Here is a 25,068-nt window from a genome sequence, read left to right as displayed (position 1 = left end):
CACGTGCTCCTCAGAACATTCGGCTGGTCGCTCGGCATCACCGCCGCCGGCCTCGCCCTGGCCGGCATCCTCTGGGGGGCGAAGGGCGCGGCGATCGTCGCGATCCTCTCCGTCCTGGAGATCTCGCTCTCCTTCGACAACGCGGTCATCAACGCCGGCATCCTGCGGAAGCTGAACGCCTTCTGGCAGAAGATGTTCCTGACCGTGGGCGTGCTCATCGCGGTGTTCGGCATGCGACTGGTCTTCCCGATCATCATCGTGGCCGTCACCGCGAAGCTCAGCCCCTGGGAGGCCGTGCGGGTCGCGGTCGACGACCACGACCGCTATGAGTCGCTGGTCACCGCCGCCCACCCGGCCATCGCGGCCTTCGGCGGCATGTTCCTGCTGATGATCTTCCTCGACTTCATCTTCGAGGAGCGCGAGATCACCTGGCTGGGCTGGCTGGAGAAGCCGCTGGCCCGGCTGGGCAAGCTGGACATGCTCTCGGTCGTCGTCGCGCTGGTCGCGCTGCTGATCGCCGGCACCACGGTGGCCACCGCGGTCCCGCTGCACGGCGGCCACGGCACCATCGACAAGGCCGAGACGGTGCTGCTGGCCGGCGTCGGCGGACTGCTGACCTATCTGATCGTCGGCGGCATCTCCGGCTTCTTCGAGGACCGCCTCGAAGAGGACGAGGACGAGGACGACGACGAGGACGAGGCGACCGAGGACGGCGGCGCCGAGGAGGGCGCGGAGCAGGGCGGCGCGGTCCGGGCCCGCTCCGGCGCGACCACCGGGCAGGTCGTGGGCCTGGCCGGCAAGGCCGCGTTCTTCATGTTCCTGTACCTGGAGGTCATCGACGCGTCGTTCTCCTTCGACGGCGTCGTCGGCGCGTTCGCGATCAGCAACGACATCTTCGAGATCGCCCTGGGTCTGGGCATCGGCGCGATGTACATCCGGTCGCTCACCGTGTTCCTGGTCCGCAAGGGCACCCTGGACGACTACGTCTACCTGGAGCACGGCGCCCACTACGCGATCGGCGCGCTGGCGGTCATCCTGCTGATCACCATCAAGTACGACGTGAGCGAGGTCATCACCGGCCTGGTCGGCGTTGTCCTGATCGCGGCGTCCTACTGGTCCTCGGTGGTACGCAACCGCCGGCTCGGGGAAGAATCCTCCGCGGCGGGCGACAAGGACGACAAGGCCGAGGTCACGTCGGGAGTCTGAGCACCGCCGGCTCCCGGCCGCCCCACGGCCACGCTGCCCCCGCCGCCCGGCGGGGGCAGCGCCGTGCCGACGTGCAGACGACAGGGGAGTGGAACGGCAGATGGCCTGGTGGAGCTTCCTGCGGCCCAGCGGGGCCCAGCAGTTCGACGTGGCGAACACGCACAGCGTCGAACTCACCCGGCGGCGGCCGGAGATCTCGCTCACCAAGCAGGGCGCCGCGGTCGGCAACATGCGGGTCAACCTGTCCTGGCAGATGCGGACCTCGGACACCGGCGGCTGGAGCGACGACCGCCGCGGTTTCCTGCGCCGCCAGCTCGACGTGTTCAAGCCCCGGGTGGTGCAGGCCGCCGGGCCCGCGATGGTCAACGTCGACCTGGACCTGGCGTGCATGTACGAACTGGCCGACGGCACCAAGGGCGTGGTCCAGCCGCTCGGCAACTTCCTGGGTGACCTGGACGAGCCGCCGTTCATCCAGATGAGCGGCGACGACCGGTTCGGCGGCACCTCGGGCGAGACGCTCTACATCAACTTCGACAAGCGCGACGAGTTCAAGCGGCTGCTGGTGTTCGTCTACATCTACGACGGCACGCCGGCCTTCGACCGCACCCACGCCAAGGTGGAGATCTTCCCCGGCTCCGGCCCGCGGATCGAGATCCCGCTCACCGAGCGCGAGCCGCAGGCCCGCTCCTGCGCGGTGGTGCTGATCGAGAACCGCAAGGGCGAGCTGGTGGTGCACCGCGAGGTGAAGTACGTCTACGGCTTCCAGGCCGAGATCGACCGGCTCTACGGCTGGGGCCTGCAGTGGGGCCGCGGCTACAAGCCGAAGGTGTGATCAGCGGGCCGGCTGGAACTGGGGGCCCTGCGGGGGGAGCGTGAAGGGCGCCTCGGGGGCCGGGGGAGCGGCGGCGACCGGCTGCGGGTAGCCGTAGGCCGGGTAGCCGTACTGCGGCTGCTGGTGGACCGGTGCGGCGGGCGGGACGGCCGGCGGCGCCGCGGGCGGGGCCGCCGGCGGCGCGGTGGGGCGCGCGGGCACCACGGGCTGCGGGTAGCCGTAGGCCGGCTGTGCGGGCACGTGGCCGGGGCTGGGCGCCTGGAGCGGGTAGCCGTAGGCGCTGGTGGGCTCGGGCGGCGGCGCGGCCACAGTGGCGGCGGCGGACTGCCCGGCGGCCGGCCGGGCCGGGGGCTGCGCGGGCGGCTGCGGGGCCGGTGCGGCGGGCGCGGCCTGCTGCCGGGGCCGGTCGGGACGCTCCTGGTGGGCCTCCGCGGCGTCCGGGGCGCCGCCGCTCCCGTCGTCGTCGCCGTCGTCGACGGTGATGCCGAACTCGGTGGCCAGTCCGACCAGCCCCGAGGCGTAGCCCTGGCCGAGCGCCCGGAACTTCCACCCGGCGTCCTTGCGGTACAGCTCGCCGCAGTTCAGCGCGGTCTCGTGGCCGGTGTCGGGCTGCACCTCGAAGACCGCGAGCGGCGCGGCGTGCGCGGCGGCGGTAGTGTCGAAGAGCGTCAGCGTCAGGTCCTGGACCTGGCTGAACGGCCCGCCGTCGCAGGAGGCGGCGAGGACCACCCGGTCCACCGTGCCGTCCAGCGCCGCCAGGTCCACCTCGACGGTGTCGGTCAGGCCCTCGGGCACGCGCTTCTTCGGCAGGTGGCGGGCCAGGCCCGAGGGGTGCCGGGGTTCGTTGTAGAAGACGAAATCCGCGTCGGAGCGGACCCGCCCGTCGCGGCCGAGCAGCAGGACGGAGGCGTCGACGTCGGGCGCGTTCGGCCCGGGCGTCCAGCGCAGAACCGCCCGGACGCCGGCTGCGTCCAGAGGGATGTTCATGCCCTTCACCATCCGTTGCGTCATGCCGGTCATCCTGCCCTTCTGGCCGGTCCGCCCACAACAAGCCCCGGACGGGGCGACGGTCACGTGGTGGCCGCACCCCGGTTACCCGCAATTCACGCGCCGAAGGAACCGCCACCCCATCTTCACACGTACGATAATCGGCCAGGCTTGAGCCGGATCACTGCCCTGAAAGGGGGCGTATGCGACACTTCGGACATATCGCTTCTGATATCAGGAGTGAACTGTTCCACCGCGAGCCGCAGGAATTCACTGCCGACTCGTCCGCCCGCACGCTCGCCACCGCCCTCGGAGCGACCCTCTACAGCCCCGCCACCCGCCCCCGCCTGGCCGACGACGTGCTCAAACAGGCCGCCCGCGGCGTGGTGTCGATGGTCCTGTGCCTGGAGGACTCCATCGACGACCGGGACGTCGCCGCGGGGGAGGCCAACCTCGTCCGCCAGTTCGCCCTCCTCGACGCCCGGCCGGAACCGGCCGCCGACGAGCTCCCGCTGCTGTTCATACGGGTCCGCACCCCCGAGCAGATCACCGACCTCGTGGCCCGGCTCGGCGCCAGCGTCCGGCTGCTGTCCGGATTCGTACTCCCGAAGTTCACCGAGGAGACCGGCGTCCCCTTCCTCGAAGCCCTCAGCCGCGCCGAGGCCGCCAGCGGACGCCGGCTGTTCGCCATGCCGGTGCTGGAGTCGCCCGCGCTGCTGCACCTGGAGAGCCGCGTCGAGACCCTCTACGGCATCGCGAACACCGTCGACAAGCACCGCGAGCGGGTCCTCGCGCTCCGCCTGGGCGTCACCGACTTCTGCTCCACCTACGGCCTGCGCCGCGCCCCCGCGATGACCGCCTACGACGTCCAGATCGTCGCCTCCGTCATCGCCGACGTGGTCAACGTCCTCGGCCGCGCGGACGGCAGCGGCTTCACCGTCACCGGCCCGGTCTGGGAGTACTTCCGCCACCACGAGCGGATGTTCAAGCCGCTCCTGCGCAGCAGCCCCTTCAAACCCGAGTCCGAGGACCTGCGCACCGCGCTGATCGAACGCGACATGGACGGCCTGCTCCGCGAGATCGAGCTCGACCGGGCGAACGGCCTGCAGGGCAAGACCTGCATCCACCCCAGCCACGTGCCGGTCGTGCACGCGCTCAGCGTCGTCACCCACGAGGAGTTCTCCGACGCGGGCGACATCCTGCACGAGGACCGCAGCGGCGGCGGTGTGCTGCGCTCGTCGTACACCAACAAGATGAACGAGGTGAAGCCGCACCGGGCCTGGGCCGAGCGGACCCTGCTGCGCGCGGAGGTGTTCGGCGTCGCGCGCGAGGACGTCGGCTTCGTGGAACTGCTCGGGGCGAGCCTGCCGCAGTCCTGACGAGGGCGCGACGACGCCCGGCCGGGCGCCCCTCCCCGCCGGCCGACCCGGCCCCCTGATCCCCCCGCACCGACGTAAGGAAGCACCGCACTCCATGGCTACGAACCCCGCGGCGACGCCCACCCCCTGGTCCGGCCAGTGGGTGGCCGACCGGCTGGGCGTCGCGCTGCACGGCGCCGGGCCCGGCGAGCCGGGCGGCTCCGGCGGACCGGGCGGCCTGCGCGACCTGCTGGGCCTGGCGCTGCGGCGCAACCCCAAGCGGGCGCACCTGCTGGTCTCGCACGTGCTCGGCAAGCACGTCCCGCAGCGCCCGGACGTCGTCTACGCCGCGGGCCGCGACCTCGGGCTGCGGGTCCGCGAGCTGCTCGGCCCGCGCGAGGCCGCCCGCGCGGTGGTCCTCGGCTACGCGGAGACCGCCACCGGGCTCGGGCACGCGGTCGCCGACGGTCTCGGCGCGGCGCCGTACCTGCACTCCACCCGGCGCGAGGTGCCCGGGGTCGCGCCCGGCGGCGGCTTCGAGGAGGAGCACAGCCACGCCACCGGCCACCTGCTGCTGCCCGAGGACCCCGCGCTGCTCGCCGGGGACGGGCCGCTGGTGCTGGTCGACGACGAGTTCTCCACCGGGCGCACCGTGCTGAACACCGTGCGCGACCTGCACGCCCGCGCGCCCCGCGAGCGCTACGTGATCGTGGCCCTCACCGACGTGCGGTCGGCCGCCGACCGCGCCCGCCTGGCCGCGTTCGCCGACGGCCTCGGCGCCCGCGTGGACGTCCTGGCCCTGGCCACCGGCACGGTCGTCCTCCCGGACGGCGTCCTGGAGGCCGGCCAGGCGCTCGTCGCGGCGCACGAGGCGCGGTCCGAGCGGGCGCACGAGGCGGCGGGCGCGGCGGGCGCGGGGAGCGCCGCACCGGAGGATCCGGCCGCGGTCGTGGGCGGCGGCCCGCGGGTGCGGCGGGTGGCGCTCGGCTGGCCCGAGGGGTTGCCGGACGGCGGCCGGCACGGCTTCCTGCCCGAGCACCGGCGGCGCCTCGAAGCCGCGCTGCCCGCGATGGGGGCGCGGCTGGCCGCCGCGCTGCCGCCGGACGCCCGCAGCGTCCTCGTCCTCGGCAACGAGGAGCTGATGTACGCCCCGCTGCGCCTGGCCCAGGCCCTCCAGGACGCGCGGGGCGCCGCCGACGTGCGGTTCTCCACCACCACGCGCTCGCCGGTGCTGGCCGTCGACGACCCCGGGTACGCCATCCGCAGCCGGATCGTCTTCGCCGCACACGACGGGCCGACCGACGACGGGTCCCGGGAGCGGTACGCCTACAACGTGGCCGGCGCGGGCTTCGACGCGGTGGTGTGCGTCGTGGACTCCGCCGGCGACACCCCGGCCCTGCACGGCCCCGGCGGCCTGCTCGCCGCCCTCGCCCCGCACACATCGGCCCTGCTGCTGGCCGTCGTGCCCTCCTACCGGCCTCCGGCCGCCGCGGATCGCGCCGAGGCTTCGGCCGCCGCGGCGGCCGGGACGCACGGCACGCGGCCCACGCACGACGCGCGGCCCACGCACGACGCGCGGCCCACGCACGACGTGCGGCCCACGCACGCCACGCAGCCCACGCACGACCCGCACGACCCGCAGACGACCGGCGCACACCGCGCCGGCCCCAGGAAAGGCATCGACGCGAGCATGAGCGAGCCGCTGCGCGGACCCGACTTCTCCTCCTACGCCCCGCACGAGGTGGGCTGGCTGCTCAAGGACCTGTCCGGGGTCGAGCTGGAAGCGCCCACCGAGGAGCGCGAGGAGGCCATCCAGAGCGGCGGCGCGCACTACGCCGAGTCGCTGCCGGTGGAGTACCAGCCCAGCGCGGCGTACCAGGAGCTGTTCCACGCGGCGCTGCGCGAGTCCGCGGTCCGCATCGCCCGCGCGGTCGGCGCGGTCACCGAACTCGTGCTCGCCGAGCGCGGCCCCGACGCCGTCCTGGTCTCCCTGGCCCGCGCCGGCACCCCCGTCGGCGTGCTGATGCGCCGCTGGGCCCGGCACGCGCACGGCCTCGACCTGCCGCACTACGCCGTCTCGATCGTCCGCGGCCGCGGCATCGACCGCAACGCGCTGCGCTGGCTCGCCGCCCACCACCGGCCCGGCGACGCGGTGTTCGTCGACGGCTGGACCGGCAAGGGCGCGATCACCCGCGAACTCGCCGACGCCGTCGCCGACTTCCCCGGCTTCGACCCCCGCGTCGCGGTCCTCGCCGACCCCGGCGGCTGCGTGTCCACCTACGGCACCCGCGACGACTTCCTGATCCCCTCCGCCTGCCTCAACTCCACCGTCTCCGGGCTGATCTCGCGCACCGTGCTGCGCGCCGACCTGATCGGCCCCGACGACTTCCACGGCGCGAAGTTCTACCGCGAACTGCTCCCCGCCGACCTGTCCGGCCTCTTCCTCGACACCGTCTCCGCGGCCTTCGACCAGGCCGAGCCGGGCGTCGCCGAGGACGTCAAGGCGCTGCGCTCGCAGGACCGTGCCCCCACCTGGGCGGGCTGGGCCGCGGTCGAGCGGATCAGCGAGGAGTACGGCATCGGCGACGTCAACCTGGTCAAGCCGGGCGTCGGCGAGACCACCCGGGTGCTGCTGCGCCGCGTACCGTGGAAGATCCTGGCGCGGCGCGGCGCCGCCGCCGACCTCGCCCACGTCCGGATGCTCGCCGACCAGCGCGGCGTGCCCGTCGAGGAGGTCGACGACCTGCCCTACTCGTGCGTCGGCCTGATCCACCCCCGCTACACCCGCGGCGCGACCGGCGCCGACGGCACGGCGGTGACCGCGCTGTGACCCACCCGGAGGCCCACCTGCCCGCCCCGACCGCGCCCGAGCCGTCCCGGCCCCTCGCGCCGCCGCCCGCGCAGCCCCTCGCGCCGCCCGGGCACAAGCACACCAAGCACCCCCGGCCGCTGTCCGCGACCAGCCGCACGCTGGTGGCCAGCGATCTGGACCGCACGCTGATCTACTCCACCGGCGCGCTCGCCCTCACCATGCAGGACGAACGCGCGCCGCGGCTGCTGTGCGTGGAGGTGCACGAGTCCAAGCCGCTGTCGTACATGACCGAGACGGCCTGGCCGGCTGCTGGTCGAACTCGCCGACACCGTACGGTTCGTGCCCGCCACCACCCGTACCCGCAAGCAGTACCGCAGGATCAACCTGCCGTGCCGGCAGCCCCGTTACGCCATCTGCGCCAACGGCGGCCACCTGCTGGTCGACGGCCGCACCGACCACGACTGGAACGCCGAGATGCGGCGCCGGCTGGCCGACGGCTCCGCGCCGCTGGAGGAGGTGCGCGCGCACCTGGCGGCCACCGCGGACCCGGAGTGGCTGCGCAAGGAGCGCATCGCCGAGGACCTCTTCGCGTACCTCGTCGTCGACCGTGAGCGGCTGCCCGGGCAGTGGGTGAAGGACCTCGCGCAGTGGGCGGAGCCGCGGGGGTGGGCGGTGTCGCTCCAGGGACGCAAGGTGTACGCGGTGCCCAAGCCGCTGAGCAAGAGCGCGGCGCTCGCGGAGGTGGTGCGCCGCACCGGGGTCGAGCAGGTGCTCGCGGCCGGCGACTCGCTGCTCGACGTCGACCTCCTCATGGCCGCGGACGCCGGCTGGACGCCCGGTCACGGTGAACTCGCCGACACCGGCTGGACCGCGCCCCACGTCGCTCCCCTCGGCGTGTCCGGCATCGCCGCCGGCGAGGAGATCCTCCGCCGCATCCTCGTCCGCGCCTCCACATAGCGCTGGGCGCTGGGCCGATCGGGGGCGCGGGGAACCGCGCGACCAGCCCATCTGCGGCCCGCGGGTCGTCACCGGCCCAAAGGGGCAGATCGGTCCGATCCCGACCACCGGCGATGGTGGGCTGAGCGCGCAGTTCCCCGCGCCCCTGATGGGCCCGGCGTCACGGCGGCGGACCGGGGCGGGGCCGAGAATGGGGCGCGCACCCTTGATCGTGGAACCCGAGCGGAGCGGACCGTGTACGAGACGAAGAACCCCGAGCTGACCGCGGAGCTGTACCAGTACGTGCTGGACCACAACCCCGCGCTGGACGCGGCCCAGCGCGACCTGGTGGAGACCACCCACCGCTCGCTGCCGGCCGACGCCGGCCTGCAGACGGCACCCGAGCAGGGCCCGCTGCTGAGCTTCCTGGTGAAGCTGACCGGCGCGCGGCAGATCGTGGAAGTGGGCACGTTCACCGGCTTCTCGACGCTGTCGATGGCCCTCGCGCTGCCGCCGGACGGCCGGATCATCGCCTGCGACGTCTCCGAGGAGTGGACCGCGCTGGGCCGCGACGCCTGGACCAGGGCCGGCGTCGCCGACCGCGTCGACCTGCGCATCGCCCCGGCCATCGAGACGCTGCGCGCGTTGCCCGACGGCCAGTGGCTCGACCTGGCGTTCCTGGACGCCGACAAGGGCGGCTACGTGGACTACTGGGAGCAGATCGTCCCCCGGCTGCGCCCCGGCGGCCTGGTCGTCGCCGACAACACGCTCTTCCACGGCGAGGTCGTCGAGGAGGCCGCGACCGGCGGCGCCGCCGCGATCCGCGCCTTCAACGAGCACGTCGAGGCCGACGACCGCGTCGACCACGTGCTGCTGACCGTCGCCGACGGCCTCACCCTGGCCCGCCGCAAGTAGCGCCCGGCAGGCGCCCCGGCGGGCGCCCCGGCGGGCGGCGCCGGGCCGCGTGCCCGCTCCGGGCCGGACCTGACGGAGATCGCCGCCGCCCCTGCGGCCCGGTCCCGGCCCGGAGTTACGCTGCCCGGCGGGCGGGGCCTCCCGCCCTCACACCCGCCCCGCGGTCGCTGTGTGGACCGCTTAACCCCCGCCGCCGCGTCGGCGTGACGACCGCGTAACGGCTCCCGCATACCGTCGACGCGTCGCACGCCGTCCCGCGACGCCGCACGCACGCCGGAGCACCGGGCGGGACCACCGCAGCCGCAACGACACAGGGGGCCGCCCGTGACCACGACCACCGCGGTACGCACCGTGTGCTCGTACTGCGGAGTCGGCTGCGGGATGGTGCTCCAGATCGGACCGGGCCCGGACGGCCGGCCCGCGGTGCTGAAGGCCGGCGGCGACCGCGACCACCCGGCCAACCGCGGCCGGCTGTGCACCAAGGGCGCCACCACCGCCGACATGCTCGCCGCGCCCGGCCGGCTGGCCACCGCCCTGGTCAGGCCCGAGCGCGGCGCCGCAGCCGAGCCCGCCCCGGTCGCCGCGGCCGTCGAGACCGCCGGCCGCCGGCTGCGCGCCCTGATCGACGAACACGGCCCCGACGCCGTCGCCTTCTACGTGTCCGGGCAGATGAGTCTGGAGGCGCAGTATCTGGCCAACAAGCTCGCCAAGGGTTTCGTCGGCACCCAGCAGATCGAGTCCAACTCCCGTCTGTGCATGGCCAGCGCGGGCACCGGCTACAAGCTGTCGCTGGGCGCCGACGGCCCGCCCGGCTCCTACGACGACCTGGACCGCGCCGACGTCTTCCTCGTCATCGGCTCCAACATGGCCGACTGCCACCCGATCCTGTTCCTGCGGATGATGGACCGGGTCAAGGCGGGCGCCAAGCTCATCGTGGTCGACCCGCGGCGCACCGCGACCGCCGAGAAGGCCGACCTGTTCCTGCAGATCCGCCCGGGCACCGATCTCGCCCTGCTCAACGGCCTGTTGCACCTGCTGCACGCCGACGGGCACACCGACGAGCGGTTCATCGCCGACCACACCGAGGGCTGGGAGCAGATGCCCGGCTTCCTCGCCGACTACCCGCCGGACGCGGTCGCGGAGCTGACCGGGCTGCGCGAGCAGGACATCCGCGACGCGGCCCGGTGGATCGGTGAGGCGGCGCAGTGGACCAGCTGCTGGACCATGGGCCTGAACCAGTCCACCCACGGCACCTGGAACACCAACGCCCTGGTCAACCTCCACCTGGCCACCGGCGCGATCTGCCGCCCCGGCAGCGGCCCGCTGTCCCTGACCGGCCAGCCCAACGCGATGGGCGGGCGCGAAATGGGCTACATGGGACCGGGGCTGCCCGGCCAGCGCTCCACCCTCGTCGCCGAGGAGCGCGCGTTCACCGAACGCCTGTGGGGCCTGCCGCCCGGCGCGATACCCGCGGACGGCCCGGGCCGCGGCACCGTCGAGATGTTCCGGCGGCTGGCCGCGGGCGAGATCAAGGCGTGCTGGATCATCTGCACCAACCCGGTCGCCTCGGTCGCCAACCGCAAGACCGTCATCGAGGGGCTGGAGGCCGCCGAACTCGTCGTCACCCAGGACGCGTTCGCCGACACCGAGACCAACGCCTACGCGGACGTGGTGCTGCCCGCCGCGCTGTGGACCGAGGGCGACGGCGTCATGGTCAACAGCGAACGCGGCGTGACGCTCGCCCGCAAGGCCGTCGACCCGCCCGGCGAGGCGCTGCCGGACTGGCGGCTGATCGCCGACATGGCCCGCGCCATGGGCTACGGCGACGGCTTCGACTACGCCGGCCCCGAGGACGTCTTCGAGGAGATCAGGCGGGCCGCCAACCCCGCCACCGGCTACGACCTGCGCGGCGTCAGCTACGAGCGGCTGCGCGAGGCGCCCGTGCAGTGGCCCGCCGCCCCCGGCGGCCCGCGCCGCAACCCGATCCGCTACCGCGGGCAGGACGGCTCCCTGCGCTTCCCCACCCCCAGCGGCCGCGCGGTCTTCCACGCCCGCCCGCACCTGCCGCCGGCCGAACTCCCCGACGACGACTTCCCGTTCGTCCTCAACACCGGCCGGGTGCAGCACCAGTGGCACACCCTGACCAAGACCGGCAAGGTCGCCAAGCTCAACCGCCTCGCGCCCGGACCCTTCGTGGAGATCCACCCCGAGGACGCCGCCGCGCTCGGCGTCGCCGAGGGCGACGCGGTCGAGGTCGCCTCCCGCCGGGGCCGCGCCGTGCTGCCGGCCGTCCTCACCGACCGGGTCCGGCAGGGCAGTTGCTTCGCGCCCTTCCACTGGAACGACCTGTTCGGCGAGTACCGCAGCGTCAACGCCGTCACCTCCGACGCGGTCGACCCGATCTCCTTCCAGCCCGAGTTCAAGGTCTGCGCGGTCGCGCTGACCCGCGTCGCCTCCGGCACGCACCCCGCGTCCGGCGCCGCGGACGCCGCGTCCGCGGCGGCACCCCTGGCCTCCGGGTCCGAAGCCGCCTCCGACGCCCCGCCCGCACCCGCCGTCGACGCCGTCGACGCCGCCGACGCGCCGGGTCCCGGGCCGGCGGACCACACCACGGCGCGGTGTTCGGGCTGGAGCCCGCCGGCCCGCCGCCCCGACTGGCCCCGCACGAACGGCAGTACCTCGCCGGCTTCCTCGCCGGACTGGAACCGGGCCTGCGCGGCGTGCCCGTGCTGCCGCCGAGCGCGCCCTTCAGCGCCGAGCACGCGCTGTGGGTCAACGGCGTGCTGGCCGGCCTGTACTCGCGCACCGAACCGCCCGGCGCCGACACCGCGCCGGCCGTCGCCGCGCCCCACGTGCCGCCGCCCGCCCGGGAGATCGTCGTGCTGTGGGCCTCGCAGACCGGCAACGCCGAGGAGCTGGCGGGCGTCGTCGCGCAGAAGCTCGCCGCCGGCGGCCACCGCACCACCGTGCTGGCCATGGACGACACCGGCCCCGACCGGCTGCCCCCGGGCGCCGACCTGCTCGTGGTCACCAGCACCTTCGGCGACGGCGACGCGCCCGACAACGGCGCGGCGTTCTGGAACGAGCTGACCGCGGCCGACGCGCCGCGGCTGGACGGCGTCCGGTTCGGCGTGCTCGCCCTCGGCGACTCCTCCTACGCCGACTTCTGCGGGCACGGCCGCCGGCTCGACGAGCGCCTCGCGGACCTCGGTGGGGTGCGGATCGCGCCGCGCGTCGACTGCGAGCCGGAGTACGCCGGGCCCGCGGGGGCGTGGCTCGACCAGGTGCTCGCCGCGCTCGCTCCGGCCCCGACCGCCCCCGGCCCCGACTCCGCCCCCGGCCCCGACAGCGCCCCCGGCGCCGAACCCGCGCCCGGTCCCCTGCCGGACCTCCCGACCGCCGACGGCCCCGGCCCCGGACCGGGCCCCGCCACCGGCCCCGCCACCGGCCACGGCCCGCGCGGCGCCGTCCGGGGCCCCGCCACGACGGATGCGGAACCGGACGGGGGACGGGCGCGCGCCGTGCCGACCGGCCCCTCCCGTAAGAGCTCCGCGGCGCGGGGTGCGGGCGGGGCGGGGGCGGCCGCGGGCGCCACCGGGGCGGCTGGGAGAGCCGTCGCCGGCGCGCGGATCGTCGGGAACCGGCTGCTGAGCGGGCCGGGCGCGGCCAAGGAGGTGCGGCGGTTCACCCTCGACCTGCGCGACAGCCCGGTGCCGGTGCGCTGGGGTGTGGGCGACGCGCTCGGGGTGCACCCGGTCAACTCCCCGTCGCTGGTGGCCGAATGGCTCGCGGTGACCGGCGCCGACCCCGGCGCGGAGGTGGAGGTGCCCGACGTCGGGCCGCTGCCGCTTCACGAGGCACTCCACCGCCACCTCGACATCACCCGCATCACCCCCGACCTGCTGCGTTTCGTGGCCGACCGGAACCACGACCGGTTCCTGCGCAAGCTGCTGCGCCCGGACAACAAGGACGAGCTGGCCCGCTGGTCGTTCGGCCGGCAGATGGTCGACCTGATCGCCGAGTACCCGGTCGCGGGCTGCGCCTCCGGCTGGGCGCAGGTGCTCAAACCACTGCGGCCGAGGCTGTACTCGATCTCCTCCAGCCCGCTCACCGACCCGCACCTGGTCGCGCTGACCGTCTCGGTGGTCCGCTACGAGAGCCCCACCGGCCGCCCGCGCGCCGGGGTCTGCTCGCCGTTCCTCGCCGACGCCGCGCCCGGCACCTCCGTGCCCGTGCACGTCCAGCACACCCGGCACTTCCGGCCGCCCGCCGACCCGGCCGCGCCGATGGTCATGGTCGGCCCCGGCACCGGCGTCGCCCCCTTCCTCGGCTTCCTGGAGGAGCGCCGCGCCCTCGGCCACGCCGGCCCCAACTGGCTCTTCTTCGGCGAACAGCACCGCGCCACCGACTTCCTCTACGAACGCGAGCTGACCGCGCTGCGCGAGCAGGGCCTGCTCAGCCGCCTGGACACGGCGTTCTCCCGCGACCAGCGCGCCAAGATCTACGTCCAGGACCGGATGCGCGAGCACGGCGCGCTGCTGTGGTCGTGGCTGGCCGAGGGCGCCCACTTCTACGTCTGCGGCGACGCCTCCCGGATGGCCAAGGACGTCGACCGCGCCCTGCGGGACATCGCCGTGGCGCACGGCGGCCTCACGCGGGACGCGGCGGCGGCGTACGTCAGACGCCTGGCGGCGGAGCGGCGGTACGTACGGGACGTGTACTAGAGCCGTACTGGGCGTGTACTAGGCGATGCGGCCTGGGCGCGTGCGGGATGCGGTGGTGCCGATACGCTGGGGGCATGCCTCGTTACGAATACCGCTGCCGGGCGTGCGGCACCACCTTCGAGATGCGCCGCCCGATGTCCCAGTCCGACGCGCCCGCGCCCTGCCCGCAGGGCCACGACGACACGGTGAAGCTGCTGTCCACCGTCGCGGTGGGCGGCTCGGCGAGTGCGCCGGTGCCTGCGGGCGGTGGCGGCGGCGGGTGCTGCGGCGGGAGCTGCTGCTCCTGAGCGGCGCGGGCGGGCCCGGCTGATCCGGCGGGGTCGCCGGGCGGGGCCGCCGCGGGCGGCTCGGGCAGGGGCGGGCGGCTCGTGCACGGGCGTACGGCTCGGGCCGTACGGGACCCGGCCGGGTGCCGCGGATCGGGTCGCACGGCGCGGCGCGGGCTGTGTCGGCGCGGGCTCTCCGGTGCGGGCTCTCCGGCACAGGCTGGTTCGGCGCAGGCGCAGGGGCCGGTCCTGGGGTGACCCGGACCGGGCCACGTACCGGCTCAGCGGCCCTGGGCGCGCTCCTCGCGGATGTTGGCGACCACGCGGTTCGCGGTCTCGCGGACCGCGGCGGTTTCGGTGAGGAACGCCCAGTAGTCCGGGTGCCGCCCCTCCAGCCCGGCCAGCGCGCGGTCCAGCCGCGCCACCGCGTCGTCCAGCGGCCGGGCGTGCCGCGGCTCGGGCGTGCTGCGGCCCTGCATCGCCAGGCGCTGCGCGTCCCTGATCACGAACCGGGTCTTCTCCACCTCGGCCTTGGGGTCCTTCCTGACCTCCTTCAGCCGCCGCAGCCGGTCGCCGGCCGCGCCCACCGCGCCGTCGACGTCGTCCATCAGCGCGCGGACGGTGGCCAGCCGGGCCGTGGCGTCGGCCCAGCGCTGGGCGTCGCGCGCGGCGCGGGCCTCGGCGAGCGCGGTCTCCGCCTGGCGGACCGCCTGCGCGGCCTGGTCGGGCACCTGCTGCAGGTCCTGCCAGCAGGCCGCGGAGAACCCGCGGCGCAGCTCGCTGAGGACCGGGGTGACGCCCTCGGCGCGGGTGCTCAGCGCCTGGACGCGGGTGCGCAGCGACACCAGCCGCTTGTCGATCTCCCGGGCGCGCTCCGGCAGCCGCTCGGCCTCGGCCCTGACCGCCTCGGCCTCGCGGCGCAGCGCGTCGGCTCGCTGCACGGTCTGCTGCACGCCGTGCTTGCTCGCGCCCTCGTTGAGCTTGGTCAGCTCGGGGGCCAGGGCGGCGAGGCGGGCGGCGAGGTCGTCGGCCTTCAGCCCGGCGGCGCGGACCGCGTCCAGCGCGTTGCTCGCGGCGAGCAGCGACTGCTTGGCGCGCTCGCGGGCCGGGGCGAGCCGGGCGAGCTGCGTCTCGGCCTTGCCCAGCAGCGGGGTCAGCGAGGACTGGAAGCGCTCCAGCTCGCCGCGCACGTTCACCAGCTCGTCCTTGGCCCGGGTCAGCTCGGCGCGGGCCCGCGAGCCGGCCGCGTGGTCCAGCTCGTCGCGGTCGATGTCGTGCGCGTCGACGGTGGCGATGTAGTCGCGGCTGACCTGGTCGATGCGCTCGCCCAGCGAACGGAACGAGGCGAGCGCGCGGCGCGCCTCGGGCGAGTCGTCCACCGCGGAGATGGTCTCGATGGAGATCTCCAGGTCGCGCTGGGCGGTGTCCAGCTCGTAGAACGCCTGGGCCGCCGCGTCCTTGGCGGCCTGGGCCTCGGCGCGTACGTTGTCGCCGCGCCGCCACCACGAACGTGCCGTCGTCACCGTGACACTCTCTCCCCGCGTTCCGCCGCCTGCCCGGTCCCGACCCTGCCCTCGCCGCGTCCCGGCCTGTCCCCGTTCACCTGTCCCCGTCCATCCTCCCACCCCGCGCACGGTTGCTGACCAGCCCCCGCGGCAAGGTACCCTGTGACGTCGCAACACCCGGGGCGTGTAGCTCAGCGGTAGAGCGCCGCCCTTACAAGGCGGATGTCGGCGGTTCGAAACCGTCCACGCCCACCCCAGCTCAGAGCCCCGTCAACCCCACTCTGGCGGGGCCTCTTTGTACCCCGAGTCCACACCGAGTCCACATCCCCATCTGACCGACCAGTCAGGTCACCCGATAGAGGGATGATTTTCAGCCGACCTCGCGCGTAGAGTGCGCGAGACGGAGGGGGCTGGTGTGCTCCCCGCACGCGCCAGATCTGCGCCCTCCGTGCGCCTGCACGCGTCGGTGGGGAGACCGGCCGGGCAGGGAGAAGGCCCCCGCCGGAGATCTCGGCGGGGGCCTCTCTCGTGCACAGTAAACCGCCCCGCCCCGTGACGGGGCGGGGCGGCCGCGCCCGATCGGGATCGGGCACTCCGCGTCCGGCGCGGGCGGATCTGCGTACACCCGCGGCCGGCCGCAGTCAGGATGCCGGATTCAGTCGCACATCTGCTACTGACTCCGGGTCGGCGTCCACCACAGCGTGGCCATGTGCCACCAGACCCCCGGCCCGACTGGGTCCTCGCCCAGCGCCGAGAGATCGGCCACCGCATCGCCCGCCGTCGCGCCGCACTCGGGTGGACCGTCGAGCGCCTGGCGGGCGCGGCCGGGGTGAGCCGGGACTCCGTTCTCCGTGCCGAGCACGCGACCAGGTCAACCGGCCTCGACGTCCTGCTCCAGCTGGCCGACGCACTCGGCGTCACGGTCGGCAGGCTGCTGGACGAGGACCCGGTGGCCACCGACGCGGGGGTGCCGCAGCCACCGCGGTGACCAACCGCAGGGCCGCGACTTCCGGCCCTCTCCCCCACGGGGTAGGGGCGAGGGCCGGCCGCCGCGCCGCCGGTGCGGCCAGGCATGAGCGGCGCGGCGTCTGGCCTGCGCGCGGTGCTCCGTCGCGCCCCGCGCAGGAGTCAGCGGCGAGGGCTCACCACCGGAATCCCTCGTGGTAGTCCGCGGCCTGGTTGGCGTCCCGCTGGGCCTGGTCCGCGAGGTACTGCTCGATGGGCTGGATCGGCTGCTCGGGCTCGGGCTCGTCGGTGGGCTGCTCGTCGGGGGTGGACATGAGTCTCCTCGCTGGTGGGTGATGGGTGGACCTGCGCGCAGGCGATGAGGAGCACCGCGCGCAGGAGTCAGGGGCGGACGGCGCGCACCCGGTGCGGCTGGTCCAGCGGCGGCATGTCGGCCAGGCGCAGCGGGTGACCGGCGCCGTCCCACACGATGTCCAGACCGTGCATCACGAAGTGCTGCCTGCTCCACAGCTCGCCCAGGTGCGGGTTGATGCCCCAGCCGCCCGAGTTCCACCGCGTGCACTCCTCGCAGCCGTCGACGTGGACACCCTCCGCGTCGTGGACGTCGATGTGGTGCTGGATCAGGCGGACGAGGTAGTGGCTGCCGAGGGTCAGGCGCAGGCCCGGCTCGCGGCCGGCGGTCTCCAGCCGGGCGCACTCCTCGCAGCCCGGCACGGTCGCGGTCAGCTCCACAGCCGGCTCCGCCCGAGAAAGCGCCGGCTCTCCGCTGGCTGGCAGGGCCGTCGGTGCAGCAGCATGTCCGGCGCGGCGCCGGTCCCGCGGTGCACGGTCTCCCACCGCTCGTCGCCCTCGTGCACGGGTTGGTCGCAGCAGTTGCACAGCCCCACCACCGTGTCCTCGTCCGTGGGGGCGGTCATGCGGGCCGCCGGGCCGGCATCGGCGCGCTGTCCCGGCGGCCCACGTAGGTGGCGAGCGGCACCAGGCCCTCGGAGCGGACGTGCTCGCGGCAGGCGTACCGCGGGCCACGGCCAGGGCCGGTCAGGACGGCATCCCCGCCGCCGATCTCCTGGGCGTCGCGCGCAGGGACATCGTGGTCGCCAGGCTGGCAGCGGACGATAGTGGGGGCGGACCGGTGTCCGGCGCCCCGGGTAGTGTGCGGCATGTCGACCCCTTCGCGGTCGTCCACACCCCGGGCCGTGTGGCGCGGCCGCGGGGCATTCCTGATCGACCGTAGGGACCGCGGCGCTGCGGGTCCTAGCGTGGTGCACGTTGGTGCACGCGTTCACCCCAGCGTGGTGATCGCCCGCCGGATCAAGGCTCGCGCCGCCTCGCCGTACACGGCCAGCCGCCCCAGCTCGTGGAAGACCTGCTCGTACATCGCGATCTCGCGGAGCTGCGTGATGGTGAGGTAGCCGGAGACCAGCTCGACCGCTACCTGCTCCTGTCCGAAGATCATGAAGTCCTCGACGGGGCGCATGCTCGACCGGTCCGGCTGCGCGGGGATGATGCCCAAGCTGACGTTCGGCTGAACGGCGGCGGTGAGCAGGTGCCACAGCTGCTCCCGCATCGCGGCCGGGCCACCGATCCCGGAGTGCAGCACCGCCTCCTCCAGGAGGAACGCGAACGTCCGCTGGCTCCGCAGAACCTGCTGGCGGGCGACGCGCTCGGCGACCGCGGCCTCGACGTCGTCCACCGGCAGACCGCGGCGCCGCCGCACCGAGTGCAGCAGGGCCGTCGTGTACGCCGGGGTCTGCAGCAGCCCGTGGATCAGCCACCCGTCGTAGATCCGGAACCGGTGTGTGCGCTCGTACAGCGGGCGCACCGACTCCTGGGCGGCCCGCAGGCCGGCGCGCTCCATGCGCCGCCAGTCGACCCACATGCCCTCCACGGCGCGCTGCGCGTCAGCGAGATCCGCAGCCTGGCCCGGGACGCCGCACGCCTCCGCCCACGCGCGGAGATCCTGCGGGGACGGCGCCGTTCGTCCGGTCTCGATACGGCTGACTTTGGAGTGGGACCAGCCCGCACGCACGGCCAGCTCGCGGACCGTCAGCTCGGCGTCCAACCGCAGATCCCGCAGGCGCGCGGCCAGGGCCTCGCGCGCGGCCTGCGCGGACGACGACGGGGAGCCGGGCATGGGGCGGCCGGCCGGTCAGACCTTGTAGTCCTCGTGCGGGACGGCCCGCTCCCACACCGCCTCGAACGCCGCGGCGCACAGCGCGGCGACGGCGGGGTCCTCGGTCCACTCCTCACCGACAGGGTCCCCGTCGCCCGTGAAGTGCCCGAACCGCACCAACTGGCCGTCGAGAAGCCAGAAGTCGTTCCCCGGCAGGGCGATGTCGGAGGCGCGCCGGCGGGGCAGCCAGCGCACCTCCTCCCCCGCGGCCAGGTTCATCGGCGTGGTGTCGTACTCGAAGCGGATGTACTCGCTGACCGGTTCGGACACGATGCGGGCACGGCGCACGACGACGCCGCGGGCGACCGCCGCCCGCACCAGGTCGACCCACGGGCGGTGCACGTCGAGGTCCGGCGAGCCCACCGCTTCGCCGCGCTTCCATGCGGCGAAGGTCGGGTCGCGTGGCGTGTAGCTGTCGCGCATCTCCAGGTGGACGGCGCTGTGCTGGGCCGATCGGAGGCGGTCAGGGAAGCTGCTCACCGGTGTCCTTGTCGTCGGTCTCGTCCAGGGGCGGCAGGTACTGCCGCATGACGCGCGGCAGCCGGATGATCGTCTCGTGATCGGGGACGTCCGTCGAGTGTCCTGGGATCGAGCCGATCTCCTGGCACGCCTTCACCTCGGTGTCGGTGGCCTTGTACGACTGGATCAGCAGGTCGCCGGTGTCCTCGTCGAGCCAGATCGTAGGGGAGTCGGTGTGGGGGGTGTTGGGGATGATGCCCAGGAATCGCAGACGCATAGTGGCCTCCGGTGGGTGATGGGCCTCGACTCTCGCTGCGGGGAGTCACGGCGTCAAGACCGCCTGTCACCTACTAGTGATCTACCGGTTCGTCCCAACCTGGTAGGTCGGCGGCCGTGCTCTGGCACGCTGGCGGCATGAGCGCGCGCATCGTGCAGTACCGCGGCGGCCCCCTCGACGGGCAGGAGATGGACGCCAGCGACTGGACCGACGACCACCTGCGTACCGGGGTCTATCAGATCGTCGACGGCTGGGAGGACCGCGCGGAGTACAGCCCCGATCCGGACGGCAACCTGCTGGTGTGGCACTACCGCGGTGCCGTCCCGGACTGAGAAGGCGGCGTCGCGGCGCGCATCGTAGGATCGAACACATGTCCGAACCGTCCGGCCGTCCTGTCCGGCTCCGTCTCCCCGACGGCCGCGTGATGGACGCCCGCCTCCTGGAGCGCCGCCAGACCCCGGACGGTTCGTGGAACTACGTCGTTGCGGTGGAGGTGCCGGCCGACGTTGTCCAGCCGATCCAGGGCGAGTCCTACGATCTCGTGCCCACGTGGCGCCCGTGGATACTCCACGCCCCGTGGATGGGGCGCCCCGGGATCCTCCACGCGGCGGGCTGCCCGTCCGCGGGCGGTCCGCGGGGGATCGGCCTGCGCGGTCTCACCACCCCGCAGGCGCGGCAGGTGCTGGCCGCCGAACCGGACACGATCCGCTGCGAGCTGTGCCGGCCCGAGCCGTAGACGTGGGTGCGCCCCGCCGCAGGGAGGGGTGCGGCGGGACGCGACGGGGGGTGGGGCCACCCTGCACCCTCACGGTCGGAGAAGCGCCGGGCATGCGGGCGAATACGACGAAAAGCGTAGAGGTCAGTGCATCTGCGCTCGCCAGTCCCGCGAGCGCTCAGGTCCGAGGAGGACGGCCACGGTCGTCGTGATGGGGGCCTGACGGACCGGGTGATCCGGGCGGCGCGTACGGGGCTCCCGCCGCGCCCCGGTCCGGGTGGACTGCAGTTGCTCGGCGAAGTCGCTGACGGCCGTCTGCGCGGTCTGGACGGTGCGGGCGAGCCGGGTGAATGCCTGATTGAGGTTGGTGATCACTGATCCTCCTGTGGGATCTTGTCGGAGAACGCCTGAACCGCCCTGGTGGCGTGGTCGGCGGTGGTGCTGACATCGGTCATGGCCTGTGCGAGGTGCTGGCCCTGGCGGGTGATGCGGCGGACGGTCTCGCGGGAGTAGCCGGTGGCTGCGATGACGTCGGTCTGCGGCATCCCCTCTGCGGAGGCCTGCGCGAGTACGAGGGCGCGCCGGTCGTCGGCGGCTTTGACCTCGGCGTCGTAGGCCTCGCGGGCCTTCCTGATGTCGTCGATGGTGAGCATGCCTCCATGATGCCTCACGCATGAGGCCTTGCCTAGTTGACATGCCATCGATTTTAGGCCTAATCTATGAGGCATCGCCGATGAGGCCTTACGGATGGGGGATCACGATGAAGCTCACCAAGAACCAGACCGAGCAGCAGACCCTCACCGCCCTCCTCCGCGCCGCCGACCGCCGCCACCCCGTCACCATCACCTACCTCAAGGAAGAGAAGGACGCCGCGGGGAAGAAGACCGGCCGCCTCGTCGAGACGGTCCGCACCATCGAGATCTACGACGTGATCACCACCAAGGCCGGCCACATCACCCTCAAGGCCATGGACCGCGAGACCGGCGAGTCCAGGACCTTCCGCCTGGACCGGATCGTGTCCTACACGATCCACCGCACTGCCTACACCGTCGCCGTTCCCGTGGACGAGGCCCCGGCCCGCCCGGTCGCCGCGCCCACCAGCCCGGCCGCGCTCGTCGCTTACGAGCTGGGCCGCGACGAGCGGCCCGCCGCCCGGCAGCTCGCCACCGCCGCCTGAGCCGTTCCCGCTCGCACTGTCCGACCCATCCGGTAGACCGGAAATTCCGACCGCAGGAAGGTGCCGCATGGCCATCACCAACGCGCAGGAGTGGGCCGATGCCCTCGACGCTCACCAGAAGGAGGCCGGTCAGAGCGTCGGCGACATCATCAGCTTCGGCTACGCCGACGGGGAGATCCTCGGCGTTGTCCTCGACCCCAACCATCCGGACGCCGATGATGAGCGCGCCATCGTCGCTTCTGCGCAGGGGTGGGTCGTCCGTTACAACCACAGCACGGGGTGGTGGGAAGCGAACTGATCGTGCCGCCCCCCGTGGGCCGTGCCGCCGGACACCCGGCCGCACGGCCGCACGGCCGCACGGCCGCACGGCCGCAATTCGTACCCAACCTGACCTACCATGACCGCCAGCCACAAAGGAGCGCCATGTTCAACACCCACACCGCCATCAGCAAATTCCTCACCGCCCGCTACGCCGAAGACGTCGACAAAGCCCAACGCGCCGCCGAACTCCTCCTCAACGTGGGTGCTCCCCAGATGGGCATGTCCAAGCCCGTCGCTGAACGCCACGGCCGTGTCGACATCCAACGCGCCGAACTGCAACAGCGCTTCCTCGACGAAACCGTCCTCCCCCACCTCGGTGCGGACGGCCCCCTCGGTGAGAACGCCGACCGCCAGCTGCGCCTCCTCGCGTGGGCCTACAGCAACCACCCGGACTACAAGGACCGCTGGCTTCCGTAGGCCGCCCGCGTCACAGCCCGATCACAACCCGTGCACCGGCCACGCAGATCCGGGACACTCCCCCTCACGCACTGTTCCGAGGGGGGAACCCATGCACACCCGCACCGCCGCAGCCGCCGGCCTGCTCACCGCCGGCCTCCTACTCGCCGCCTGCACCAGCAACACCCACCACGACACCACAGCCACCACGCCACCAGCCACCACCGCAGAACCCACCACCGAAGCCCCCACCACGCCAGCCGCGCCCACCCGATACGACATCGGCCAGCCCTGGGAGTGGTCCAGCAGCACCGGCGCCGACGGCACTACCACCGTTCTCGGCTACCAGCAGCCCGTCCTCCGCAACGACCCCCCGGACACCTCCCTCGGCGTGCCCGCCGGCTCTCAGTGGGGGCGCCTCGACGTGAAGATCTGCCTGACGTCCGGGCCGTCGATCGGCGTGTCGCAGAACCCGTGGCACCTCGGGTTCGCCGACGGTTCGCAGGCCGACAACACGGGCTTGAACGGTGGGGACTTCCCGAAGCCGGAGTTGCCACAGGACGGGACTGTCGTGGCGGGTGGCTGTTCGCGCGGGGGGATCATGTTCCCGATCCCGAAGGGGCAGCGGCCGACGATGGTGGTGTATACGCCGGATGGTGCGGATGAGCCGGTGGTGTGGACGATCCCGGCGGAGTAGGGAACGCAGAACCGCCCCGTCACCAGCGTGGTGACGGGGCGGACGAGTGCCGGACTACGGCGTGGGGAACAGTTCCGCGCAGGACGAGTAGTGCGGCTGCGGACTTTCATCCCAGCCCCACTCGCCGGTCTTCTTGTCGAACCAGCCGTGCTGGTGGTCGGCGGTGACGAAGTAGAGGGTGTAGCCGCCCCACGCCCAGCCGCGCACGATGTCGAGGTCGGTGGCCCGGGCGATGCGGCGGAGGGCCTTGGGACCGAGGCGCTGGGCACTCATGGGCGCCACTCCTCGCGGTAGTCCGGGTGGTCGGCGTACACCGTGCTCACGATGCGTACGATCGGCAGCAGCGCCTCCGCCTTGTCGATCAGGGCGTTCTCCTGCCGCGACAGCTCGCCGAAGGCGTCCGGGTCGGTGTGGAGGATCTTGCGGATCTCGGCGCGGACGGCCTGACGCTCGCTCAGCGCGGAGGCATAGTCCTCCACGATTTTCCGCTTCGCCTCGGCCTCGCGCAGCACCCGTGCCGGGTCATGGCGGGCGATGTGGCCGCCAACGGCAGTCCGCACTTCTTCGGCCGAATGGATCACGAACTGCGGCAGCATGCGCCTGAACTCGCCCCACATTGCCTCCTCGCGACTCCGCAGCGAAACCCGCAGACGATCACCGTTGACGAACTCGTCCTGGTCGGGGTTGAGTGTCACGACCTCGTCGGTCTCTGGGTCAACCCACTGCCAGTGAGCGCCGCCCTCAATGCTGGCCCCGTCGTCCCAGCGACTTGCTTCGGCCGCCCACAACGCATCCTCGTCCCGGCGCGCACGCAGGAACGCCACCAGCTCATCCACCCTCGTTCTCCTCGTCGGACGGGGTGGCAGCGGAGGCGAGGGCGTCGATCTGGGCGCGCAGATCCGCGATGACGGTCACGAAGTCCAGCGTCGTGTGGGTGTCGAGGTGTGCGACGAGAGCGGCCTCGATAACGGCAGCCGTGCGCAGAGCGGCGTCCCGTGCAACGAGACCGATGGCCGCGCTGACGTCTTCCACTCCCTCCGCTGCGGACCAGTCCACGTCCGCCGGGTGCGGCGGTGGCACGTCGTGGTGCCAGCCGCATTGCAGCGGGCACAGATAGCGGTTCGTCCCGTGCGCGATGGCCGTCATAGCTCAACTCTCCTCGGTGGGCGGGGGTGGGGCGGAAGCCGCCTTCTTCGCTGGCCGCTTGGACCCGCGTAGTCCCTTGGCGATCTGCTGTGCCCGGGTGAAGTGAATCCCGAGAGCGTCGCCGATCTCCTGCCACGTCATCTTCTGCTCCCGCATGCGGAGTACCCGCTGCTGCCGGATCTCCCGCAACTTCGCGTGGCTGTCCGGCCAGTCCTTGAGGACGTCGGTGATCGCCTTTGCGCACGCGGCGTCATCATCGATCTCCTCCAGGGCCTTGATGGCGTCCAAGAACCTCGACACCTCCTCGGGCTGCTCCGCCACTTCCGTCCCTCTCTGCCGTGAGGGCGCGGCCAACGCCTGATTTTAGACCCCCGGTCTTGCACTCGCCTAGACCCCGGGTCTAACTTGGCGTCAGAGGCCGCACCCGGTCTCCAACTAGTGCGGCCCCGGCCGGAGTTGCAGCTCCACATGGCCGGGGCCGGACCTCCGCTCACTCGTGACAGCACACGGAGATCGCCATGAAGCGTACCCACCACCACCTGCCCGGGCCCATCCCCGCGCCCCACGCCGCCTGCCCGGAGTGCGGCGCCCCGGTCACCGGCCAGCACCACCAGTGCAAGCCCAAGACGGTGCGCCGGTGAGCGAGCAGACCAGCACCGTCTGGGTCTGCACCGGCCCCGGCGACCACACCGAGACCACCACCGACCAGGACGGCACCACGCGTCAGACCTGGCACGGTTGCCCGTCCTGCCACGGGGCGCACTGATGGCCTGGGCCTGGCTCCGCGGCGGCAACGACCGCGCGCTCGCCGCGGCGCAGTACCCCGCCCGTGAGTCCGCCAGCGCCCGCCGCGAACGCCGCGACCGCGAGCGACAGGAACGCGCCGCCGCGCGGCGCCGCCGCGACCACCACCGCCACGCCACCAGCGCCGACCGCGACGGGCAGCGCTGGGAGAGCAACGACCGCCGCCGCTACGGCGGCTAACCGAAGGGATCAACGTGAACACCGACAAGCAGTTCTACGACCAGCGCGCCAACGACCTCACCACCGCCGTGGACAGCGGTGACATCGACTCCGCCGCCCGGATCGCCGCGGCCGTCCTCATCGAGGAGGGCGGCACCGGCCTGAGCCAGCTCACCGACGCCGTCGAGCGCAACCAGCAGCGCTGACCTACCCGACTGCCGGGGCCGGCGCGTGACC

General features: G+C 73.5%; 33 protein-coding genes, 1 tRNA gene and 2 pseudogenes. 21 read left to right on the top strand and 15 right to left on the bottom strand.

Translation table 11 applies throughout. The features are described from left to right. Positions 1 to 3 precede the first annotated feature (3 nt). Together VSR01_RS11025 and VSR01_RS11020 are read left to right on the top strand one after the other, a co-directional pair. On the top strand, positions 4 to 1,206 hold the full coding sequence (locus VSR01_RS11025) for a DUF475 domain-containing protein (RefSeq protein WP_326449084.1): 1,203 nt from the start codon (positions 4 to 6) through the stop codon (positions 1,204 to 1,206). 100 nt (positions 1,207 to 1,306) lie between these two features. Continuing rightward, on the top strand, positions 1,307 to 2,038 hold the full coding sequence (locus VSR01_RS11020) for a TerD family protein (protein WP_326453590.1): 732 nt from the start codon (positions 1,307 to 1,309) through the stop codon (positions 2,036 to 2,038). Here the strand turns inward: VSR01_RS11020 and VSR01_RS11015 are convergent, their stop codons facing one another. Further along, on the bottom strand, positions 2,039 to 3,049 hold the full coding sequence (locus VSR01_RS11015; RefSeq protein WP_326449083.1) for a TerD family protein: 1,011 nt from the start codon (positions 3,047 to 3,049) through the stop codon (positions 2,039 to 2,041). A gap of 179 nt (positions 3,050 to 3,228) precedes the next feature. On the opposite strand from VSR01_RS11015, the gene VSR01_RS11010 reads away from it, so the two are divergent. From VSR01_RS11010 to VSR01_RS10980, 7 genes and pseudogenes are all read left to right on the top strand, one after another. Continuing rightward, positions 3,229 to 4,404 (top strand): HpcH/HpaI aldolase/citrate lyase family protein, encoded by a 1,176-nt coding sequence (locus VSR01_RS11010; RefSeq protein WP_326449082.1) that lies wholly within the window; start codon positions 3,229 to 3,231, stop codon positions 4,402 to 4,404. A gap of 94 nt (positions 4,405 to 4,498) precedes the next feature. After that, positions 4,499 to 7,213, top strand: coding sequence for a phosphoribosyltransferase (locus tag VSR01_RS11005; RefSeq protein ID WP_326449081.1), 2,715 nt, complete (start codon positions 4,499 to 4,501; stop codon positions 7,211 to 7,213). Positions 7,214 to 7,332: 119 nt separating this feature from the next. Continuing rightward, positions 7,333 to 8,152: pseudogene (locus VSR01_RS11000) on the top strand (HAD family hydrolase). A gap of 234 nt (positions 8,153 to 8,386) precedes the next feature. After that, entirely contained in the window at positions 8,387 to 9,046 is a 660-nt protein-coding gene (locus VSR01_RS10995) for an O-methyltransferase (RefSeq protein ID WP_326449080.1), read from the top strand. Positions 9,047 to 9,427: 381 nt separating this feature from the next. Further along, positions 9,428 to 11,419: pseudogene (locus VSR01_RS10990) on the top strand (molybdopterin oxidoreductase family protein); the annotation flags it as partial. A 245-nt stretch (positions 11,420 to 11,664) separates the two neighbouring features. Beyond that, complete coding sequence (locus VSR01_RS10985; protein ID WP_326449079.1) at positions 11,665 to 13,770, top strand: diflavin oxidoreductase; 2,106 nt, start codon at positions 11,665 to 11,667, stop codon at positions 13,768 to 13,770. 74 nt (positions 13,771 to 13,844) lie between these two features. Further along, a complete protein-coding gene (locus tag VSR01_RS10980; protein WP_326449078.1) occupies positions 13,845 to 14,057 on the top strand; it encodes an FmdB family zinc ribbon protein in 213 nt (70 codons plus the stop codon). Between the two features lie 260 nt (positions 14,058 to 14,317). Here the strand turns inward: VSR01_RS10980 and VSR01_RS10975 are convergent, their stop codons facing one another. Next, a complete protein-coding gene (locus VSR01_RS10975; RefSeq protein ID WP_442785434.1) occupies positions 14,318 to 15,661 on the bottom strand; it encodes a hypothetical protein in 1,344 nt (447 codons plus the stop codon). Between the two features lie 60 nt (positions 15,662 to 15,721). Between VSR01_RS10975 and VSR01_RS10970 the strand changes: the two genes are divergently transcribed. Both VSR01_RS10970 and VSR01_RS10965 read left to right on the top strand, forming a co-directional pair. Then, a tRNA-Val gene (locus VSR01_RS10970) sits at positions 15,722 to 15,793 on the top strand. Positions 15,794 to 16,250: 457 nt separating this feature from the next. Then, on the top strand, positions 16,251 to 16,529 hold the full coding sequence (locus VSR01_RS10965; RefSeq protein ID WP_326449076.1) for a helix-turn-helix domain-containing protein: 279 nt from the start codon (positions 16,251 to 16,253) through the stop codon (positions 16,527 to 16,529). Positions 16,530 to 16,683: 154 nt separating this feature from the next. Here VSR01_RS10965 and VSR01_RS10960 read toward each other — a convergent pair whose 3' ends face one another. From VSR01_RS10960 to VSR01_RS10930, 7 genes are all read right to left on the bottom strand, one after another. Further along, complete coding sequence (locus tag VSR01_RS10960; protein WP_326449075.1) at positions 16,684 to 16,821, bottom strand: hypothetical protein; 138 nt, start codon at positions 16,819 to 16,821, stop codon at positions 16,684 to 16,686. A 67-nt stretch (positions 16,822 to 16,888) separates the two neighbouring features. Then, complete coding sequence (locus VSR01_RS10955) at positions 16,889 to 17,239, bottom strand: hypothetical protein (RefSeq protein ID WP_326449074.1); 351 nt, start codon at positions 17,237 to 17,239, stop codon at positions 16,889 to 16,891. Then, a complete protein-coding gene (locus VSR01_RS10950) occupies positions 17,230 to 17,424 on the bottom strand; it encodes a hypothetical protein (protein ID WP_326449073.1) in 195 nt (64 codons plus the stop codon). Before VSR01_RS10950 ends, VSR01_RS10955 begins: the two co-directional genes overlap by 10 nt. Further along, positions 17,421 to 17,669, bottom strand: coding sequence for a hypothetical protein (locus VSR01_RS10945; protein ID WP_326449072.1), 249 nt, complete (start codon positions 17,667 to 17,669; stop codon positions 17,421 to 17,423). Before VSR01_RS10945 ends, VSR01_RS10950 begins: the two co-directional genes overlap by 4 nt. Positions 17,670 to 17,789: 120 nt before the next feature. After that, the gene (locus VSR01_RS10940) at positions 17,790 to 18,641 is read right to left on the bottom strand and encodes a helix-turn-helix domain-containing protein (protein ID WP_326449071.1); all 852 of its coding nucleotides are present in this window, start codon (positions 18,639 to 18,641) and stop codon (positions 17,790 to 17,792) included. Positions 18,642 to 18,656: 15 nt separating this feature from the next. Beyond that, positions 18,657 to 19,160 (bottom strand): DUF6879 family protein, encoded by a 504-nt coding sequence (locus VSR01_RS10935; protein WP_442785433.1) that lies wholly within the window; start codon positions 19,158 to 19,160, stop codon positions 18,657 to 18,659. Next, a complete protein-coding gene (locus tag VSR01_RS10930) occupies positions 19,144 to 19,416 on the bottom strand; it encodes a hypothetical protein (RefSeq protein ID WP_326449070.1) in 273 nt (90 codons plus the stop codon). Before VSR01_RS10930 ends, VSR01_RS10935 begins: the two co-directional genes overlap by 17 nt. A gap of 137 nt (positions 19,417 to 19,553) precedes the next feature. On the opposite strand from VSR01_RS10930, the gene VSR01_RS10925 reads away from it, so the two are divergent. Then, positions 19,554 to 19,748 (top strand): hypothetical protein, encoded by a 195-nt coding sequence (locus tag VSR01_RS10925; RefSeq protein ID WP_326449069.1) that lies wholly within the window; start codon positions 19,554 to 19,556, stop codon positions 19,746 to 19,748. Positions 19,749 to 19,840: 92 nt separating this feature from the next. Then, a complete protein-coding gene (locus tag VSR01_RS10920; RefSeq protein WP_326449068.1) occupies positions 19,841 to 20,152 on the top strand; it encodes a DUF6233 domain-containing protein in 312 nt (103 codons plus the stop codon). A 123-nt stretch (positions 20,153 to 20,275) separates the two neighbouring features. On the opposite strand, the gene VSR01_RS10915 is transcribed toward VSR01_RS10920, so the two are convergent. Both VSR01_RS10915 and VSR01_RS10910 read right to left on the bottom strand, forming a co-directional pair. Then, a complete protein-coding gene (locus VSR01_RS10915) occupies positions 20,276 to 20,506 on the bottom strand; it encodes a hypothetical protein (RefSeq protein WP_326449067.1) in 231 nt (76 codons plus the stop codon). Then, positions 20,503 to 20,784 (bottom strand): hypothetical protein, encoded by a 282-nt coding sequence (locus VSR01_RS10910; RefSeq protein ID WP_326449066.1) that lies wholly within the window; start codon positions 20,782 to 20,784, stop codon positions 20,503 to 20,505. The genes VSR01_RS10915 and VSR01_RS10910 overlap by 4 nt, the downstream gene beginning before the upstream one ends. A gap of 80 nt (positions 20,785 to 20,864) precedes the next feature. Here VSR01_RS10910 and VSR01_RS10905 point away from each other — a divergent pair, with 80 nt between their 5' ends. From VSR01_RS10905 to VSR01_RS10890, 4 genes are all read left to right on the top strand, one after another. After that, complete coding sequence (locus VSR01_RS10905; protein ID WP_326449065.1) at positions 20,865 to 21,308, top strand: WYL domain-containing protein; 444 nt, start codon at positions 20,865 to 20,867, stop codon at positions 21,306 to 21,308. A 67-nt stretch (positions 21,309 to 21,375) separates the two neighbouring features. Then, positions 21,376 to 21,606, top strand: a complete 231-nt coding sequence (locus VSR01_RS10900) for a hypothetical protein (protein ID WP_326449064.1) — start codon at positions 21,376 to 21,378, stop codon at positions 21,604 to 21,606. Between the two features lie 125 nt (positions 21,607 to 21,731). After that, on the top strand, positions 21,732 to 22,046 hold the full coding sequence (locus tag VSR01_RS10895; protein ID WP_326449063.1) for a DUF6221 family protein: 315 nt from the start codon (positions 21,732 to 21,734) through the stop codon (positions 22,044 to 22,046). Positions 22,047 to 22,137: 91 nt separating this feature from the next. Further along, complete coding sequence (locus VSR01_RS10890) at positions 22,138 to 22,722, top strand: hypothetical protein (protein WP_326449062.1); 585 nt, start codon at positions 22,138 to 22,140, stop codon at positions 22,720 to 22,722. 54 nt (positions 22,723 to 22,776) lie between these two features. On the opposite strand, the gene VSR01_RS10885 is transcribed toward VSR01_RS10890, so the two are convergent. The 4 genes from VSR01_RS10885 to VSR01_RS10870 are packed head-to-tail and all read right to left on the bottom strand — an operon-like array spanning position 22,777 to position 24,156. After that, positions 22,777 to 22,995 carry a hypothetical protein gene (locus tag VSR01_RS10885; RefSeq protein WP_326449061.1) on the bottom strand — a complete coding sequence of 73 codons (219 nt, stop codon included), beginning with the start codon at positions 22,993 to 22,995 and terminating at the stop codon, positions 22,777 to 22,779. Then, on the bottom strand, positions 22,992 to 23,558 hold the full coding sequence (locus tag VSR01_RS10880) for a DUF6221 family protein (RefSeq protein WP_326449060.1): 567 nt from the start codon (positions 23,556 to 23,558) through the stop codon (positions 22,992 to 22,994). The genes VSR01_RS10885 and VSR01_RS10880 overlap by 4 nt, the downstream gene beginning before the upstream one ends. Further along, a complete protein-coding gene (locus VSR01_RS10875) occupies positions 23,551 to 23,868 on the bottom strand; it encodes a hypothetical protein (protein ID WP_326449059.1) in 318 nt (105 codons plus the stop codon). Before VSR01_RS10875 ends, VSR01_RS10880 begins: the two co-directional genes overlap by 8 nt. Before the next feature lie 3 nt (positions 23,869 to 23,871). Further along, on the bottom strand, positions 23,872 to 24,156 hold the full coding sequence (locus tag VSR01_RS10870; RefSeq protein WP_326449058.1) for a hypothetical protein: 285 nt from the start codon (positions 24,154 to 24,156) through the stop codon (positions 23,872 to 23,874). A 230-nt stretch (positions 24,157 to 24,386) separates the two neighbouring features. Here VSR01_RS10870 and VSR01_RS10865 point away from each other — a divergent pair, with 230 nt between their 5' ends. The 4 genes from VSR01_RS10865 to VSR01_RS10850 are packed head-to-tail and all read left to right on the top strand — an operon-like array spanning position 24,387 to position 25,037. After that, positions 24,387 to 24,509, top strand: coding sequence for a hypothetical protein (locus VSR01_RS10865; RefSeq protein ID WP_326449057.1), 123 nt, complete (start codon positions 24,387 to 24,389; stop codon positions 24,507 to 24,509). After that, on the top strand, positions 24,506 to 24,634 hold the full coding sequence (locus VSR01_RS10860; protein ID WP_326449056.1) for a hypothetical protein: 129 nt from the start codon (positions 24,506 to 24,508) through the stop codon (positions 24,632 to 24,634). The genes VSR01_RS10865 and VSR01_RS10860 overlap by 4 nt, the downstream gene beginning before the upstream one ends. Next, positions 24,634 to 24,852 carry a hypothetical protein gene (locus VSR01_RS10855; RefSeq protein WP_326449055.1) on the top strand — a complete coding sequence of 73 codons (219 nt, stop codon included), beginning with the start codon at positions 24,634 to 24,636 and terminating at the stop codon, positions 24,850 to 24,852. Before VSR01_RS10860 ends, VSR01_RS10855 begins: the two co-directional genes overlap by 1 nt. Before the next feature lie 14 nt (positions 24,853 to 24,866). Beyond that, positions 24,867 to 25,037, top strand: a complete 171-nt coding sequence (locus tag VSR01_RS10850) for a hypothetical protein (protein WP_326449054.1) — start codon at positions 24,867 to 24,869, stop codon at positions 25,035 to 25,037. Positions 25,038 to 25,068: the final 31 nt, after the last annotated feature.

This window comes from Actinacidiphila sp. DG2A-62, assembly GCF_035825295.1.
Classification (GTDB): domain Bacteria; phylum Actinomycetota; class Actinomycetes; order Streptomycetales; family Streptomycetaceae; genus Actinacidiphila.
The sequence above is the reverse complement of the archived record's forward strand: the minus strand, read 5'-3'. Positions and strand labels throughout refer to the sequence as shown.

Coding starts and splice junctions, on each gene's coding strand:
- VSR01_RS10900 (WP_326449064.1), top strand. CDS start 21,376: ATGGCCATCACCAACGCGCAGGAGTGGGCCGATGCCCTCGACGCTCAC.
- VSR01_RS10980 (WP_326449078.1), top strand. CDS start 13,845: ATGCCTCGTTACGAATACCGCTGCCGGGCGTGCGGCACCACCTTCGAG.
- VSR01_RS10960 (WP_326449075.1), bottom strand. CDS start 16,821: ATGTCCACCCCCGACGAGCAGCCCACCGACGAGCCCGAGCCCGAGCAG.
- VSR01_RS10940 (WP_326449071.1), bottom strand. CDS start 18,641: ATGCCCGGCTCCCCGTCGTCGTCCGCGCAGGCCGCGCGCGAGGCCCTG.
- VSR01_RS10945 (WP_326449072.1), bottom strand. CDS start 17,669: ATGCCGCACACTACCCGGGGCGCCGGACACCGGTCCGCCCCCACTATC.
- VSR01_RS10910 (WP_326449066.1), bottom strand. CDS start 20,784: ATGCTCACCATCGACGACATCAGGAAGGCCCGCGAGGCCTACGACGCC.
- VSR01_RS10875 (WP_326449059.1), bottom strand. CDS start 23,868: ATGACGGCCATCGCGCACGGGACGAACCGCTATCTGTGCCCGCTGCAA.
- VSR01_RS11010 (WP_326449082.1), top strand. CDS start 3,229: ATGCGACACTTCGGACATATCGCTTCTGATATCAGGAGTGAACTGTTC.
- VSR01_RS10865 (WP_326449057.1), top strand. CDS start 24,387: ATGAAGCGTACCCACCACCACCTGCCCGGGCCCATCCCCGCGCCCCAC.
- VSR01_RS11020 (WP_326453590.1), top strand. CDS start 1,307: ATGGCCTGGTGGAGCTTCCTGCGGCCCAGCGGGGCCCAGCAGTTCGAC.
- VSR01_RS11015 (WP_326449083.1), bottom strand. CDS start 3,049: ATGACGCAACGGATGGTGAAGGGCATGAACATCCCTCTGGACGCAGCC.
- VSR01_RS10885 (WP_326449061.1), bottom strand. CDS start 22,995: ATGAGTGCCCAGCGCCTCGGTCCCAAGGCCCTCCGCCGCATCGCCCGG.
- VSR01_RS11005 (WP_326449081.1), top strand. CDS start 4,499: ATGGCTACGAACCCCGCGGCGACGCCCACCCCCTGGTCCGGCCAGTGG.
- VSR01_RS10925 (WP_326449069.1), top strand. CDS start 19,554: ATGAGCGCGCGCATCGTGCAGTACCGCGGCGGCCCCCTCGACGGGCAG.
- VSR01_RS10930 (WP_326449070.1), bottom strand. CDS start 19,416: ATGCGTCTGCGATTCCTGGGCATCATCCCCAACACCCCCCACACCGAC.
- VSR01_RS10895 (WP_326449063.1), top strand. CDS start 21,732: ATGTTCAACACCCACACCGCCATCAGCAAATTCCTCACCGCCCGCTAC.
- VSR01_RS10920 (WP_326449068.1), top strand. CDS start 19,841: ATGGACGCCCGCCTCCTGGAGCGCCGCCAGACCCCGGACGGTTCGTGG.
- VSR01_RS10905 (WP_326449065.1), top strand. CDS start 20,865: ATGAGGCCTTACGGATGGGGGATCACGATGAAGCTCACCAAGAACCAG.
- VSR01_RS10950 (WP_326449073.1), bottom strand. CDS start 17,424: ATGACCGCCCCCACGGACGAGGACACGGTGGTGGGGCTGTGCAACTGC.
- VSR01_RS10855 (WP_326449055.1), top strand. CDS start 24,634: ATGGCCTGGGCCTGGCTCCGCGGCGGCAACGACCGCGCGCTCGCCGCG.
- VSR01_RS10890 (WP_326449062.1), top strand. CDS start 22,138: ATGCACACCCGCACCGCCGCAGCCGCCGGCCTGCTCACCGCCGGCCTC.